The 14259-nt window shown below is 63.4% G+C and carries 16 protein-coding genes, 1 tRNA gene and 2 pseudogenes; 9 read left to right on the forward strand and 10 right to left on the reverse strand.

From position 1 onward, the window contains the following. Positions 1-8: 8 nt before the first annotated feature. Entirely contained in the window at positions 9-1700 is a 1692-nt protein-coding gene (locus MAAFP003_RS27755) for a TniQ family protein (RefSeq protein WP_036473629.1), read from the reverse strand. 529 nt (positions 1701-2229) lie between these two features. Between MAAFP003_RS27755 and MAAFP003_RS27760 the strand changes: the two genes are divergently transcribed. Together MAAFP003_RS27760 and MAAFP003_RS27765 are read left to right on the forward strand one after the other, a co-directional pair. Next, positions 2230-2490 carry a helix-turn-helix domain-containing protein gene (locus tag MAAFP003_RS27760; protein WP_036473630.1) on the forward strand — a complete coding sequence of 87 codons (261 nt, stop codon included), beginning with the start codon at positions 2230-2232 and terminating at the stop codon, positions 2488-2490. A gap of 631 nt (positions 2491-3121) precedes the next feature. Then, entirely contained in the window at positions 3122-3346 is a 225-nt protein-coding gene (locus MAAFP003_RS27765; RefSeq protein WP_036473632.1) for a hypothetical protein, read from the forward strand. 89 nt (positions 3347-3435) lie between these two features. Here the strand turns inward: MAAFP003_RS27765 and MAAFP003_RS29810 are convergent, their stop codons facing one another. Together MAAFP003_RS29810 and MAAFP003_RS29815 are read right to left on the reverse strand one after the other, a co-directional pair. Continuing rightward, positions 3436-3819 (reverse strand): hypothetical protein, encoded by a 384-nt coding sequence (locus tag MAAFP003_RS29810; protein WP_232232248.1) that lies wholly within the window; start codon positions 3817-3819, stop codon positions 3436-3438. Positions 3820-4125: 306 nt separating this feature from the next. Beyond that, positions 4126-4287, reverse strand: coding sequence for a hypothetical protein (locus MAAFP003_RS29815; protein ID WP_232232249.1), 162 nt, complete (start codon positions 4285-4287; stop codon positions 4126-4128). Between the two features lie 176 nt (positions 4288-4463). Here MAAFP003_RS29815 and MAAFP003_RS27775 point away from each other — a divergent pair, with 176 nt between their 5' ends. From MAAFP003_RS27775 to MAAFP003_RS27785, 3 genes are all read left to right on the forward strand, one after another. Then, positions 4464-5861, forward strand: a complete 1398-nt coding sequence (locus MAAFP003_RS27775; protein ID WP_096290760.1) for an AAA family ATPase — start codon at positions 4464-4466, stop codon at positions 5859-5861. A gap of 116 nt (positions 5862-5977) precedes the next feature. Further along, positions 5978-6196, forward strand: coding sequence for a DUF2188 domain-containing protein (locus tag MAAFP003_RS27780; protein WP_096290761.1), 219 nt, complete (start codon positions 5978-5980; stop codon positions 6194-6196). A 408-nt stretch (positions 6197-6604) separates the two neighbouring features. Next, positions 6605-6676, forward strand: a tRNA-Lys gene (locus MAAFP003_RS27785). Positions 6677-6941: 265 nt separating this feature from the next. On the opposite strand, the gene MAAFP003_RS29440 is transcribed toward MAAFP003_RS27785, so the two are convergent. Further along, positions 6942-7241, reverse strand: coding sequence for a hypothetical protein (locus MAAFP003_RS29440; protein ID WP_176234839.1), 300 nt, complete (start codon positions 7239-7241; stop codon positions 6942-6944). After that, positions 7222-7524: a hypothetical protein gene (locus MAAFP003_RS29445; RefSeq protein ID WP_176234840.1), complete on the reverse strand. Its 303-nt coding sequence runs from the start codon at positions 7522-7524 to the stop codon at positions 7222-7224. Before MAAFP003_RS29445 ends, MAAFP003_RS29440 begins: the two co-directional genes overlap by 20 nt. 125 nt (positions 7525-7649) lie before the next feature. On the opposite strand from MAAFP003_RS29445, the gene MAAFP003_RS27795 reads away from it, so the two are divergent. Next, complete coding sequence (locus MAAFP003_RS27795) at positions 7650-8237, forward strand: helix-turn-helix domain-containing protein (RefSeq protein WP_036473638.1); 588 nt, start codon at positions 7650-7652, stop codon at positions 8235-8237. Positions 8238-8594: 357 nt separating this feature from the next. On the opposite strand, the gene MAAFP003_RS29820 is transcribed toward MAAFP003_RS27795, so the two are convergent. Next, positions 8595-8858 (reverse strand): hypothetical protein, encoded by a 264-nt coding sequence (locus MAAFP003_RS29820; RefSeq protein ID WP_232232251.1) that lies wholly within the window; start codon positions 8856-8858, stop codon positions 8595-8597. Next, positions 8849-9010: a hypothetical protein gene (locus MAAFP003_RS29825; protein WP_232232252.1), complete on the reverse strand. Its 162-nt coding sequence runs from the start codon at positions 9008-9010 to the stop codon at positions 8849-8851. Before MAAFP003_RS29825 ends, MAAFP003_RS29820 begins: the two co-directional genes overlap by 10 nt. Before the next feature lie 268 nt (positions 9011-9278). Here MAAFP003_RS29825 and MAAFP003_RS27805 point away from each other — a divergent pair. The 3 genes and pseudogenes from MAAFP003_RS27805 to MAAFP003_RS27815 all read left to right on the forward strand — a co-directional run. Beyond that, a pseudogene (locus MAAFP003_RS27805) lies at positions 9279-10173 on the forward strand (aldehyde dehydrogenase family protein); the annotation flags it as partial. An 81-nt stretch (positions 10174-10254) separates the two neighbouring features. Further along, positions 10255-10359 (forward strand): annotated as a pseudogene (locus MAAFP003_RS30200) (hypothetical protein); the annotation flags it as partial. Positions 10360-10781: 422 nt separating this feature from the next. Beyond that, complete coding sequence (locus MAAFP003_RS27815; RefSeq protein WP_036474105.1) at positions 10782-11453, forward strand: CAP domain-containing protein; 672 nt, start codon at positions 10782-10784, stop codon at positions 11451-11453. 80 nt (positions 11454-11533) lie between these two features. On the opposite strand, the gene MAAFP003_RS27820 is transcribed toward MAAFP003_RS27815, so the two are convergent. From MAAFP003_RS27820 to MAAFP003_RS27830, 3 genes are all read right to left on the reverse strand, one after another. Further along, positions 11534-11974 (reverse strand): lipoprotein LpqH, encoded by a 441-nt coding sequence (locus MAAFP003_RS27820; RefSeq protein ID WP_036473641.1) that lies wholly within the window; start codon positions 11972-11974, stop codon positions 11534-11536. A gap of 102 nt (positions 11975-12076) precedes the next feature. Next, a protein-coding gene (locus MAAFP003_RS27825; RefSeq protein WP_096290763.1) for an IS3 family transposase occupies positions 12077-13212 on the reverse strand; the annotation gives its coding sequence in 2 pieces (ribosomal slippage) (positions 12077-12942 and positions 12942-13212; 1137 coding nt in all). Positions 13213-13436: 224 nt separating this feature from the next. After that, positions 13437-14063, reverse strand: a complete 627-nt coding sequence (locus MAAFP003_RS27830) for a TetR/AcrR family transcriptional regulator (protein ID WP_243394244.1) — start codon at positions 14061-14063, stop codon at positions 13437-13439. Between the last annotated feature and the right edge of the window lie 196 nt (positions 14064-14259).

The following is a 14259-nucleotide window of genomic DNA, read 5'->3' on the forward strand; positions in this document are numbered from 1 at the left end:
TAACCCCGTCATCCGACAAGCTGATCCAGTGCCGACTGGTCGAGCACAAGGGAGCGCAGTGCCGCACGCGCCGGCTCCGGAAGGCGATCGCGGAACACGCGGTAGGTCGCCTTAATCTCCCGGGCAGGCGGCGCTGGCCAGGCAGGGCTGACATCGAGTAAGCCTTGAGCCACCTCGCACCACATCCAGGTGATCGCGTAGGGCGACGAAGTGGGCCGCCGATGCGGTGTCATCGTCGTCCGCCAAGTTTCGAACCAACCGCCGGGATCTCGGGTCAATGCGCGGACCCGAGCCTCATGGTCGCGGAAATTGCGGCTGCACGAGAGCATGCCCATCGCGGTGTTGACGGCGTCGGCGAATACTTTTGGAGAGACCCGCAATCGGGCGCTGGATGCGCGGGCGGCGCGGACACCGACCACCGGGGCCAGACCGATGCTCACTGCGGCATCCGACCAATTGGCCACGTCGGCCACGAGTCTGACCATGCACAGTGACACATACAATCTGCCCGTCCATTCGTATCCACCGAGCATCTCGTCAAAACATGCGTGGTAGATGTCGGGGTCGATCAGCTGTGGAATGGCCGAGTCTTGAAGCAATTCACTGCGACGAACATTCTGAAGACGCCGCCCGACGTGGTGGCGTTGCCCAGCTGCGGTACTGATGAGCCGCTCCATCGTCGGTGTGCGTGTCGTGCGATTCACTAACCACGCGCACGGGCCGTTTTTCGCCTCGGCAATCAGACCCAGCCAGGGGCACAGTCGGGTAGCGGCGTCTTCAACGTGTATCTGCTGAAGGATGTCGGCAGCATCGGTGAGAACGTGCCCTCGGACCACCGCACTCTGGGGTGGGCTGATCCCCCAGCGTGGCCCGCGAAGGTTTGTTGTGCGATCACGGGCTTCGGCGTGGAGGACCTCGGCCCAGTTCCTTACCAGTGGCCCGTCTGGCCGCGACAGCAGGTGAAGCAACAAGGTTGCGAGATGCCGGATTTCAGCTAAGAAGAGTCGAGGGTCAACGCGCCTGCCTAGCATCGGCACGGTCTCGCCGGCCAGCGCTTCCGCCAAGATCGTTGCGGTGCTGAGCACTTGTGGTGGAGCTGACTCTGGAACGTGTCTAAGCAGCGATTGCCTGCATGGATTGCGTAGGCCGACAGGGTTCGCGCATAACTGTTGCGGACCGGCCAGGGGACGCAACGGCGAATAGCGGTGAGTGCGAAATCGATGACCGCAACCAATGCAGTGTGTCGTCAGGAAGACCCCGTGGCGAGGACACGTCGCGGCAAGAGGCAGTCGCCATTCCAACGCCCAGATGCCGTCCTCGGCCAGGCACAGGGGGCACAACTGCGAGCCGAACTGGGGAAACCAGCCCTGTGTCACCACGTGTCGGAAGGTGTGCCGACGAAGGGGATCCAGCCCGTCGAGATACAGCGGCAACCCGTCGTCGAACCGCAGGAGCGTGGCATCGGCAACGGAAGCCCCATCGACGCCAGTCAAACGGGCGATCCTGCTGATGATCAAAGGATCCGGTTTGATCATCATGAAAGCCGCACCGGGGGAGCCGGAATGCTCAGCCGCGGTAAGAAGCCGCAGCACCTGAGGTGGCGATAATCCGTTGGCGATGGCGAGCCGTTCCAGGAAGCTGTCAAGAGATTCTCGCTCGTCCAATGCTGGTCGACTCGGCAGCAGGCCTCGTGTAGCCACAGCAGGCCCCGCCTATGGTTCCAGCCATGCGGCACCGCGTCGGCACGAAGACCCACGACGGCACAGTTCAGCGCCCTCACCGACGACTGGTGCGGTCAAAACGACAGCTGGAGGTCGGCATCGAGGAGTACCAGCCACCAACGCAATGTACTACTAGTAGGGCATTAGGGGTGGATCGAGTGTGTAGTCAATCTACGAGGACGGCCGCTGGCGCACCGGGTCGATCACAAGCGCAAGGCCACGTCAACCGCAAGTTGTTCGCCACCGCTAGCCGCCCAGATAGGGGTCGAGGGCCTCCAGGGGCGCAATGGCAACCCGGCTCGGCAGCCGCCCCCGCGGCCCGTAAGGGTCTGTCATCGCTAAGTGCTGCCGGCCGCGATCGCATCGCACACCTGCCGTTGCGGAACAACTTCGCCGTGTTCAACGGGACGGTGCTGCGAGGGCGGGAAACAGCTGATCGCCACAAAACGCACAGAAAGCACTACTAGTAGGGCTGACATCTAGGGTTTGAGCGTGAGTACTGGATTGCGTGCCGACGCGCCCCAGTCAAAACGACCCCAAGCGCGTCGTCGCATGGGAGCGCCGACGTCGGATGGTCGGGACACGGATCCAAAGCTTGCGTATTGAACGCGGCTTAACTCAGGAACAACTGGCGCAGCTATCGGGGGTATCCCGCAACGTGTTGATGGATGTCGAGCACGGCCGCCGGGGAATACTGCATGAGCGGCTCTTCGACATCGCCACGGCATTGGGCGTACCAGCCGTCGATCTTCTCGAAGGCATTCGCTGAGAATCGGTCCGGAATACGACCCGCCAGGCTCGGCGAATGGCAATTCAACGTGAACCGTCGGCCACGGACCAATACCACTCCTTCTAAGTCGGTCAGGATGCCGTGTAGCTCAGCCCCGCTCACCCCGCCCTTTGCCGCCTGGTCGCATCGCTTCCCCGCTCCGATGTGCAACCCTGGCCGCGGATGCGGGGTAGGTGCGTGATTCCGCGAAACGGTGTCTCGGCCAAATGCGCTTAGCGAGCGGTGTGGTTCTTGGGCCGGCCAGAACGACGCCTTCTCTTTGGCCAACGACGTCACTTCCGTCCGGCCGGGTTAAGCGCGAAATCGTCCTTCCAATGGCTATAGTGCAGCTACGCTTACTAGCCCTACTAGTAGGGTTTTACGACGACGTGTGGAGGATCTTCCTGTTGCGGAGTGGGGCTCGACTCGGGGAAGACACAGAAGGCGACGGTATGGGGTCGGCGGCGGACAGTAGATTGTGAAAACAGCGAATCGCCGACGCAAAGCCGCGCGGCGCAGAGCGCGCCAGCTCGGGCGGAATGGGGCGGGTTGCCAGGCTCACCCAAGGACTTGCGACGATCGCCGGGCCGTCGATGCAAACCTTGACAAACTGTTGATTGACCGTGGCTGGATGCTGGTCGAACGTGGTTGGGCAGGCGACGTCTATGACTGGCCGGCTTCTGCGGCGAATCGTGGCCACGAGGTGACCTATCTGATTGCTGCAGCGGACGACAACCTGGACAGCGGCGCGCCGTACCGGGTGGCACTAATCGATGGAGAGTTAAGGGCTTACGACCATAAAGACCGCCTCGCCGCGGATCTCGAAGATATTGAGGCGCGGCGGTTCGGCTACTGATCCCGCGAATCTGCCAAATGTGACCTCATCGCGGCGGTTTCGGCGCAGCGACACGTAGTCGCTTGCGACCCTGTCCGGCGGCCGCGCAGTCACCGGTTGGAAAGGCGCTTTCCACAGGCGGGACACCACTTGATCTCGGCGCCGAACAGTGCCTCGATCGATGACAGATCGTCTTTGTGCAGCGTGCATTGCTTGCGGGCGAGGTGGATTCGGATGGTGTCGACGATGAACTGTGCCCGCTCAACAAGTGTGGTGCCATAGGCGTCGTCATCGATGGTGCCGTGGGCGATGATGTCTCCCTCGTCTAGCTCTTTTTGCCCGTATTGGGGTGTGCCGTCGCTGTTGGTGCCGGCGAGCGTGCGGGCGAAGCGGCCGCTGGGCCGAAGGTCGAGCTCGATGCGCCATTCGCCGTGGCGCTCGCGGAAGTAGAAGCTGTGCCCGTCGACTTCTCCATCCCACTGCTCAGGGACCAAGCCGACTGGCTACCCACGGTGACACCCTGTTGGACCGCCAGCCAGGCCTGCAGGTCGGCTTCAGCGGCTTGCTCGTCGGCCCGGATCTCTTGTCCCTCCGGCAATTCCCAAAACGCTTTGATGTCGTTGAGCCATTCGTGCCAGGAGCGGCGGCGATCCTCGCGGGTGCGGGCACAGGTGCAGGCGAATCCGTAGTCGTGCAGGTCAGATTCGGGTAGCCGCGCGCGTGACACCCGCACCGGCAGCGCTCGCCGCTATCGACGTAGCGCCAGACGGTGAGCGCATCGAGGGCCACGTTGGCGAGCACTACGGGTTGAGGGCACCGTGCAGGTCGAACACCGTCGTCAGGTGATCGCGGTAACGGCGGCGCGCCTCGGTGCGGGCACGCTCGAGCGCCTCCCGGTACTCGTCGGCGCCGGGAACGTTGGAGAAGTCGGTGACATAGAGCTCCGCGGGTTCCTCATCCACGCCCTCGAGGATGGCATGAGCGCACCGTGGTGTCGCCTCAATTCTCTTGGTCAGTGCAGCGGACCGACCATCGCGGCAAGCTGACTCAGCGCTTGCTGAAAAACAATGTTGACTACAGACCCGGCAGGGTGCGATTCTGTTCGGCTGCTCTTTTCCCGATGATGACAAATGAGGCAATGAACCGAACAGAGGACGAACTGAGCGACCTGACCGCCGACCCGGCCTACCGCGCGGGGGCTCATCGGCGACCCCTTACCGATGTCAACACGTGGCTGGAGAGCGTCGACGGTGGTGTGCGGCCCGCGCTGCGTGCCCTGGGCGAGCTGCTGGTCGGCGTCGCCGAGCACCATGGCGCCGAGAAACCGGAGAACGCCGACCAGTTCACCGCCCGATGCCTGGGAGTGGCGGGCTGCGGGGAACTGGTCGATGAGGAACGCAGCCTTAACCCGTTGTCGTGGGTCACCTTCGCGCTGGCGCTGGCCGGGTGGATCGATAAGTATGCGCAGGCTTGCGAGGTCGGCCCCGGTGAGTACGCCGACCCGCCGAAGTGGACGCAGACCCGGATCGGAGGTCAGGATTACCGCCACCCGCTATGTTTGCGGGTGTATTTTCCCGCCGGGACGCTGCTCGACGACGTCGGGTGTGTGATCGCCCTGCAGGGACGGCAAAGCATGCTGCGGTCGGTCGGTGTGAGCGCCTACGTGGCGCCGGGCCACCAGGACCGCGCCCGCGTGCTGCTGGACCGGCTCGCTGAACGCGCCAACGATCTCAACCCCTACCGAGGCCACGCGGTGCGCGCCACCCACACCGCCGGACTGACCTTGACCGTCATCGACTTGCCCTCGACCGCAACCCGAGAGAACGTCATTGTCGCCGACCAGGTCTGGACTGAGATTGATCTCGGCGTCCGCGCGGTGCGCGACCGCCACGACCTGCTCAACGCCCACAGGCTGGGTGCGCGCCGTGGTGTGCTGCTGTGCGGCCCGCCAGGCGCCGGGAAGTCGGCCGTGAGCGCCGTCGTGGCCCAAGAGGTCGTCGGGCAATTCACTGTCATCTACGTCGACGCCAAAGCTGGTACCCAGCTGCTCAGCGCCGTCGTGGAGGAAGCCCAGCGCCTCGGCGGCCCGGTGCTGCTCGTGCTCGAAGACATTGACCTGTGGTGCAAAGACCGCAGTACCGGCGGTGCCGGGTTGTCGGAATTGTTGCAGGCCATGGACATCCAGCCCGACGCCCGCATCCTGGCGCTGGCGTCCACCAACGACGCAGCCACCTTGGACCAGGCGGCCATCCGCACCGGGCGGTTCGACTCCATCGTCGAAGTCGGCTACCCCAACTCCACCGATGCTGCCCGGATTCTGGCGGCCCTGATCCGCGATCTACCTGGCGGCCACGCGGTCGACTGTGCGGGCGTGGTGGCGGCGCTTCCCGAGCGCACCAGCGGCAGCGACATCCGCGAGATCGTGCGCCGTGCCGTGCTCGCGGGCCGCGACGGACGCGTCAGCACCGCAACGCTTTTGGCGGAGGTAGGCAACGGACGCTACCGTGCCGCGATACCGGAAGGGATGTACCTCTAGGGAAGCGAAGACCACATGTTCGCCGGATTTATTGACCCGCAGAAGCCACTGCGGCGGGTCGCGGTACCCGACACCCGAGCGAATCTGCGATGGCACTGCGGCCAGCGAGAACATGTATGCCACTGTTAACGGCGCCCAGGCGGGAGGAGCACGACGCCGCGCGACGTCTTGCCGAACGCAGCGGGGGCGGCGAGGTGCGAGACCACCGCAAAGACAATAACCAGATTCGGAATGCGGATACCGTCGGAAAAACACCCGTACCCCCCGAAGGGCTGAGTCTGGCGCCGGGGCAGCACGCCGGGCGGCCAACCCGCGAGCTGCTGCCTCAGGTCTAAAGAATCGGGGTCGATCAAATTCTGATTCGAAATCTCCTGCCGCCGTTGGTGTCACATGTCGTCCTTGGTGATCGCGCGCGTTATTCAAGCAGTTAGGAAAGAACCCTCAAGTCCGCGAATGGGACGAAGTGATTGCCACTCTGGGGACCGCCCGAAGGTGTCTTTCGGCCGCGCCGCTCACCGGCTGACATCAGCGATGGCGCTGGGCGGCTACTTCGCGCCTCATAAACCAGTTAGCCGCCAACCGTCCCGCGCTGCAGCGTGGTATCAGCCGCTGCCCTTACCCGACATAGGCCCGCGGCAGAACCAAATCGGGTAAAATATCGAAGGTGGACTCACCGAACAAGAGTCGGAAGGAGCCTGAGATGCGCCAGCGAAAATCGCGCTGCCGCATGCGTACTACTTCAGGCGTCCGTAGCTCAGTCGGCAGAGCAGCTTCCTTTTAAGTAGCGGGTCGGGGTTCGATTCCCTCCGGGCGCACCGGCCGGTAACCAGACCGGCGACGCGAGAGGGCTCCTGCCAATAGTGTTCAGCATGGGGCATGCCATTGAAGAGCTGTGGGCGATCTGTCATCGATCGAAGCGCTGCTCGGCGCCGAGATCAGCTGCTGTATGGCCTGTGGCACCCGCCAATCCACGGCGATGACCGAGGGAGCGCCGATGTGCGTTTCCCCTCAGGTTTCGTACCCTGTGGGCGGTGCGTCATCTTGAGGTTGTTCAACTGATTTGGACTGTACTGATGATTATTAACGACTGTGATCATCGACGTGGGCAAAAAGCGAACCCACGGTGGTCGCTTCGCGGAGACACGTCGAGGACGCACACAGACCGTTGGTTCGTAGGCGCAGGGCGATGATGTCGCCCTCGTCTAGCTCCTTTTCCCCGTATTGGGGTGTGCCGTCGCTGTTGGTGCCGGCGAGTGTGCGGGCGAAGTGGCCGCTGGGGCGAAGGTCAAGTTCGATGCGCCATTCGCCGTGGCGCTCGCGGAAGTAGAAGCTGTGCCCGTCTACTTCGCCGTCCCACTGTTCAGGGACCAAGCCGGCCATGGCTACTTACGATGGCACCCTGTTGGACCGCCAGCCAGGATTGCAGGTCAGCTTCCGCGGCTTGCTCCTCGGCCCTGATTCGTTGGTCCTCCGGCGATTCCCAAAACGCTTTGATGTCGTTGTGCCATTCGTGCCAGGTGCGGCGGCGGTCCTCGCGGGTGCGGGCACAGGGGCAGGCGAATCCGTGGTCGTGCAGGTCGGTTTCGGGTAGCCGCGGGTGACATGCGCACCGGCAGCGCTCGCCGCTGTCGACGTAGCGCCAGACGGTGAGCAGCCTGGACATGTAAATCCCAACGCGGGATTACGTACGAGGCTGTGACGGCTCAGGTAGGACCCGGACATGCATCGTCCGATCGCATCAACGTACATCCACGCATATCCCCGCATCGCCGCGCTACCCTGTGCAGGATGGATGGGTCGACGGGTCGCGTGCTTGGTGCGCTGTTGGCTAAACATCAGATTGATCTGACCGTCGACGAGGTCCTGGACGAGCTGGACTCCGCGTTTGCGGCCATCCCCTGGGCAACCACCCTGTCGGCGACAGAAGTGGATTTCCTGCGCATGCGCGTCGAACCCCAGGCAGCATCCGTGATCGACGCCTGGTCGGCCGATGACGAACGTCGGACCCGCGCCCGCATTGCGGTGCGCCAACTCAGCAGCGCGCTCTCAGGATCGGTCAGCATCAAGGAAGCCGCCGCGATGCTCGGCGTCGACCGCTCCCGGGTGGCGCGGCGCATCACTGGAAATGCGTTATGGGCCTTCGATCTTCAAGGAAGCCGACGCATCCCGCGCTGGCAGTTCCTAGGTGACGAACTGCTGCCAGGCTTGGACGCGATCGTGCGCGCGATACCACGGGGCATCACCCCCGTGGTTCTGGATATATTCATGCACACCCCGCAGCCCGACTTCGACGACCGCACCGCGATCGAGCACCTAGCCGGCGGCGGCGACCCGGCATTAGTTGCCGGATTCATCGCCGACCTCGGGCGCTGGTGAACCTACGGCCCACTGAAGGCGCCACGAATGGCCCCCCGAACACCTCAGCAGGGAACCCACCAAATTGCCGACTACACCGGCGCGCTATGGCGGGTCCACCGCACCGAAGGTGAGCGCCTCAGCCGTGGAACAAGCTGCGCACCTATTTAGGGGCCGCGGCCGCCCGCGCGGTGGCACCGACACCCGGGTCCTGCTAGTCGGGAAGTAGCGAATGACGAGGTCCGGTCGGCGACGTAGTTGGTCATTATCGGAGCTTCTCCGACGCGGGATAATCCCCGAACCATGCGAAGTGAAGGCTCGGACTGCCGCGCTGAACGGCTGTGACGAGTCGAGGTTTTGACCGCATCCGGTCCATCGCTAATCACAGTTCGTTGCATTAGCCATCGGCGCCCCAGGGCACGATTGTGGTGGACAGGCTTCGTCAAGGCGACGTGCGGCGCTGCGCTCCGGGGAAGAGTCGAGTAGCCGACAAGCTCCGATTACGCTGATGTCTGGGGTGTCGAACATCTTGCCGAGGTCGAGTTGACCGCACTGCACCGCGCCGAAGAATCCGCCACCGGTAACCAATGCTTCGCCGTTGATGTAGCTCGATCGGGGGCTGTTAAGGAAGATCAGAGCCACGCCTGTTCCTCGGCGGTTGAGCGCCGACGGATCGGCCTGACGAAGGCGTCAATGATGTTCTGCCCGGCGAATTCCACGAAATAGGGCAGCGCCGCGGTGTCGGTGGGGCCGGGGTTGATGCAGTTGAGCGGGATGCCATCGGTGATCAGCATGGCGGCCCGGGACGCAACCCAGGGCCTTGATCGACTTCTTGGAAAATAGGTATGCACCGACCGCTCCCATCTCGTCATTGGCCAGGCACCACCGCTTGCCCTCATCGAACCCGTCGGTGGACACCAGTTCCATCAGCTGCTTCAGCTCCTTTTGCCACCCAATGGCGGCATTGGACGCGACCACCGCGATCGCACCGCCGGCATGAATCTTGGCAGGACCAGGTCGTCGCCGTGGGTGAGGATCTGATTTGCTTGGGCTACACCGAGCCCCAGCGAACGGGACCCGTCCATCGCCGTGAGGCTGGCCGAGCTCGGTCCGGAGCGGGACTGCCCAAGGGCGTCTTCCAGGTGCTACACGGCGATAAGGAGGCCGTCGACGCCATCGTGAACCACTCGAGCATTAAGGTAGTCGGGTTCGTCGGCAGCTCCGACATCGCCCAGACATCTACTCGACCGCCGCCGCCAAGGGTAAGCGTGCACAGTGCTTCGGCGGAGCCGAGAATCACATGATCGTGATGCCCGACGCCGACCTCAACCAGGCCGTCGACGCACTGATCGGTGCCGGGTACGGCAGCGCGGGTGAGCGGTGCATGGCCATTAGCGTCGCCGTCCCGGTCGGCGAACAGGCCGCGGATCGGTTGCGCGCCAGGCTAGTCGAACGGATCAACAATCTGCGCGTCGGCCATAGCCTCGACCCAAAGGCCGATTACGGGCCACTGATCACGTCGGCGGCGTTAGCGCGGGTGAAGGACTACATCGGTCAAGGCATTGCGGCAGGCGCCGAAGCCGTGGTCGATGGACGCGAACGCGTCAGCGATGACCTGACTTTCGATGATGTCAGCCTGGAAGGCGGCTTCTTCATCGGCCCCACCCTGTTCGACCACGTCACCCCGGACATGTCGATCTACACCGACGAGATCTTCGGGCCGGTGTTGTGCATCGTGCGCGCGCACGACTACGAGGAGGCCCTGCGGCTGCCGTCCGAGCACGAATACGGCAAAGGCGTCGCGGTTTTCACCCGCGACGGCGACGCGGCCCGCGACTTCGTCTCCCGCGTGCAGGTCGGCATGGTCGGTGTCAACACGAAGACCGAGACCATCACCCAGCGATGGCCGTCGGTCATCAAAGACGGCGACGAGTTCAGCATCCCCACCATGAAATAGCCTTGACAGGCAACCACTTTCATACCATTCCAGCAGATTTCACACTCCAACGCAGGAGCAGCAGCGAGCGAACCGGTCATCATCGAGGGTGCGATCAACGGTGCGACGTCGAACACCGTGCATCCGAACGTGCCGGTGACAGGAGACGAGATCGTTGCCGACGCACTGTCCTGCTTCGGGGTTGGGGCTGCGATCGTTTCTGCATACCCACTACGACGGCCCAGGCGATCTGGCCGGATCGGCTCAACGCGTCGTTTTCACATGGAGTGACCGCCACGGTAGTAGGTAACTGCGGGCTGGGGTTCGCGCCGTGCCGCCCGGGCCGATCATGACGCGCTCGTCGACGTAATGGCTACATCGTTGAGCCCGCCTCGCCAATCGGGATCGCGACAGGCCTGAACAGCCGCCTAAATATATATTCATTTAAGTAATAAAACCTCTAGACGACTTCGCGGCGCCGTGGGTAGCCTACATCCATGTCAGACTCATTTCGGCCTTGCATTGACTAGGTTCCAGTCGATCCAACCGGCCAGGCCAGCCCTGTGGCAGAGCGTCCGCCGCCCGGCACCGCCGACCACCGTTTGGTGGCTAACAAGGAGAAGTTGGATATGCAGCATTGGCCGCAGCGTCTGCCCGCCTTCGTGGCTGTGGCCGGCGCTCTATTGAGCATTCCCGTCGCGCATGCGGATAATGACAACAACACGCTCATACCGAACAACAAGCGACTCAATGACGGTGTCGTCGCCAACGTCTTCACCGTGCAGCATCAAGCTGGCTGCATTAACGACGTGAGAATCAGCCCCCAACTGCAAGCCGCTGCGCAGCGGCACGCCGAGGATCTGCTGAACAACCGCGCCCTCGATGGTGATATCGGTTCGGACGGGTCTAGCCCGCAAGACCGCGCCAATGCGGCTGGTTTCCATGGCCCGGTGGCAGAGACGGTGGCGATCAACCGGTCAATCGCGATCAGCGGCAATGACTTGATCAACCGGTGGTATCACAACCCCGACTATTTCAAGATCATGTCCAGCTGTGCGAACAGCCAGATGGGGGTGTGGTCGTTGAACAGTCCGGATCGGACCGTTGTGGTTGCGCTATACGGACAGCCACAAGGCGATCCCTCGGGGCGGGGAGCAACACCACTAAATACCGACGGACAGAATATTCCGCTGGATCCCAGTCCCGACTATGACGCCAGCGACGAACTCGAGTTCGGTCTCAACTGGTTCCCGTGGATCCTCAGGGGGGTGTACCCGCCGCCGGGCAATCCTCCGGAGTAGAGCGGGATTCGTCCATCGTTAGCGAACCCGCATCAAAGGCCGCGCAGTCAACGTAGTTCGGCCAAAGATAGCTGGTCGCGTTAACAGGCGACTTTGATGGTGAAAGCGTCGGTTGACCTCAAGCTGGGGTTATCGGTGTTAAAGCCCTCGGCCCGTCCGCGGATCGTGTAGGTGTATCCGTGCAGGGTTACCTCGGCGGCGCCCTGGAGGTGTTCGGCGTAGCTGCCGGTGAACCCATCCAGATTGTTGATGTTGATCGTTTTGGCGGTCAAAAGACCCTCGTTGGACACGAACATGCTGGTGCCTGCCGCAGTGTCACCGGTAGTAGCCGTAGTTAGCGATCCCATCGGTACGCACTTCACCGCGTGGCTCTCTGGAAGCACATGGCCGTTGATCGTTACCTGCGCGGTTCCCGGGAGCAATGTACCGGGCGCAGGTTCGGCCGCGCGAGACGGTGAGCATGCCCCCACACTGGCTGCCACCAAAACGATCGCGGACGCATTGCGGAACCGCTTCTTCACGAGCTCACCTTCATTTCATCTCGCTGTCTTCCCGACTCCGCATTAAGAGCAGCTCGACCCTCGGCGGCAGCTTTGAGAGGGCCCCGGTTGGTGGTCCAGTCGCTATGCGGCTTGGGGTTGATGGGTCGTGGTCCACTGTAGGGCGTATTCGCTCGGGGTGAGTTCGCCGTGGGTGTGGGGTCGGTTGGTGTTGTAGTCGATCCTCCAGCCTTCGATGATGACTTGGGCTTCCAATAGGGAGTCGAAGCGCCAGGCGTTGAGCAGTTCGTCACGCAGGCGGGCGTTGAACGATTCGACCCAGGCGTTCTGCCGCGGTGAGCCGGGATCGATGAAAAGCGATCCAGCACTGTTGAATCGGCACCAGTCGCTCACAGCGTGGGCGACGAACTCGGGCCCGTTGTCGAAACGGACATACGCCGGTACCCCGCGGGCACCTGCGAGCCGGTCAAGCACAGCGACGACATCATCGGTGTTGATGCTGCGGTCGACCTCGATGGCCAGGGCTTCGCGGGTGAACTCGTCGATGATGTTGAGCAGCTTGAGAGTGCGCCCGTCAGCGGTGGTATCGAATTGGAAGTCCATCGCCCAGATCACGTTCGGGCGGATCGGTGACATCGCGCCCACCGCGACGCCGATACCGGTCAACCGCTTCTTGCGGCGCCGCTGCGGGACTCGCAGGCCTTCTTCGCGCCACAGTCGGCGGACGCGCTTGTCGTTGGCATGCCAGCCAGCACGGCGGGCCATCTTCGCTGCTCGGCGCCAACCCCACCGCGGCCGGTCGGTGGAGAACCGGCGCAGCCACCCCCGCAACTCGACCTCTTCGGTCGTCATCGGCGGCGACGTCAGCCGCATCGTGGAGCGGTGAATGCCCACCACCGTGCAGGCGCGGCGCTCAGACACCCCGAACCGCTCGCGCAGCATTACTGCTGCGCGGCGTTTGCGGTTCGGCGTCAGAAGTTTCCCGACCCGATCTCCTTGAGCATGTCGATGTCCAGGGCCTGATTGGCGACCATCTTCTTGAGGCGAGCGTTCTCGGCCTCGAGCTCCTTGAGCCGCTTAGCGTCGTTGGCCTTCATACCGCCGTACTGGGCCAACCAGCGATGCCAAGTCGACTCCGCGACTTCCAGATGCCGGCACACCTCAGCCAGTTCCTGGCCCGCGGCCAACAGCTTGTTGCCCTCGGCGAGCTTGCGGATGATCTGATCCGGCGTATGCCGCCGGCGCTTGTTCGATGCCATGTCGTCGGTGATTCTTCCTACCCGAATCCTCGGGCAACAGAGTCCCACAAACAACTGGATCACTTCAGAGGGCTCACCTCAGCTTACTCAGCACGGCGAGCGGCCAGCTAGGTAAAGCAACCGTATCCGACTTTGGTGTGGTCATGGTCGCCGGGTTCGTCGTCTTAACGAGGACAACAATGTTGAAGGGTTAGCCGCATTCCGTGACTTGATATCACCGAGGGCTATCGCCGAGGGGTGAGCGAGGCGACGAGCAAGTTTCGCAGCACGCCCTCGTCACCACCGTCGTCGGGCTCGGCGGGTTCAGCGGTGAGGCTGAAGGTGACGCGGACGATCCAGCGGGCGAGGGTGCCGGCCGGAACATCTCGGCGGATATCGCCAGCAGCGGCAGCAGCCTCGAGGCGCCGCACCAGCGCGTCGGCGAGTTTGGCTCGCCACAACTCGGAGCCTTCGGCGGCGTGATAGGCAGCACCGACGGCTTGGTGGTCGTCAACTAGTGATCGCATTACCGGTGAGTCACGGGCGATGTCGATTCCCCGCATGCATGCGGCGACGAGCTGAACCAGAAAGGGCTCGTCAGTCTGCCAACATTGTTCGACGGCGTGCAGGGTAACAGTGAGCACTCGCATGAAGGAGGCGGCCAGCAGAGCATCCTTGCTCGGGAAGTAGTAGTACACGGTCGACCGGTGCACGCCTGCGCGCCGGGCGATGTCGCCCATCCGGGTACGGACAGGCCCCTTATCCGAGTAGCAGGAGTCGGCCGCGGTCAGCAACCGTTCGCGCGCCTCATCGTCTGCCGGGGAGTCGGCTCCGGCCGGCCTCGCGCGACGGCCTCTGGAGTGGGCTCTCACACCAGCACACTACGGCCTCGGTGGTGTGCCGGTGACCCATGCGAACGGCCCGGCCAGGACTGGTGACGGATTAGCTGCGCCGCGAGAGGTCGGCGGTGACTCGCGGCGGCGCCGCCGCCGGTTCCTGGCAGGCGACGCTCACCGGCCTCGAGCGCCTGCCCGGGAATCCGGCGATGAGGGCAAGGCCGCATCAGCT

Source organism: Mycobacterium ahvazicum, from assembly GCF_900176255.2.
Taxonomy (GTDB): Bacteria; Actinomycetota; Actinomycetes; order Mycobacteriales; family Mycobacteriaceae; genus Mycobacterium; species Mycobacterium ahvazicum.

Coding starts and splice junctions, on each gene's coding strand:
- MAAFP003_RS27765 (WP_036473632.1), top strand. CDS start 3,122: ATGCTGGTCGAACGTGGTTGGGCAGGCGACGTCTATGACTGGCCGGCT.
- MAAFP003_RS27775 (WP_096290760.1), top strand. CDS start 4,464: ATGAACCGAACAGAGGACGAACTGAGCGACCTGACCGCCGACCCGGCC.
- MAAFP003_RS27780 (WP_096290761.1), top strand. CDS start 5,978: ATGCCACTGTTAACGGCGCCCAGGCGGGAGGAGCACGACGCCGCGCGA.
- MAAFP003_RS29440 (WP_176234839.1), bottom strand. CDS start 7,241: ATGGCCGGCTTGGTCCCTGAACAGTGGGACGGCGAAGTAGACGGGCAC.
- MAAFP003_RS29445 (WP_176234840.1), bottom strand. CDS start 7,524: ATGTCCAGGCTGCTCACCGTCTGGCGCTACGTCGACAGCGGCGAGCGC.
- MAAFP003_RS27795 (WP_036473638.1), top strand. CDS start 7,650: ATGGATGGGTCGACGGGTCGCGTGCTTGGTGCGCTGTTGGCTAAACAT.
- MAAFP003_RS29825 (WP_232232252.1), bottom strand. CDS start 9,010: ATGCTGATCACCGATGGCATCCCGCTCAACTGCATCAACCCCGGCCCC.
- MAAFP003_RS27815 (WP_036474105.1), top strand. CDS start 10,782: ATGCAGCATTGGCCGCAGCGTCTGCCCGCCTTCGTGGCTGTGGCCGGC.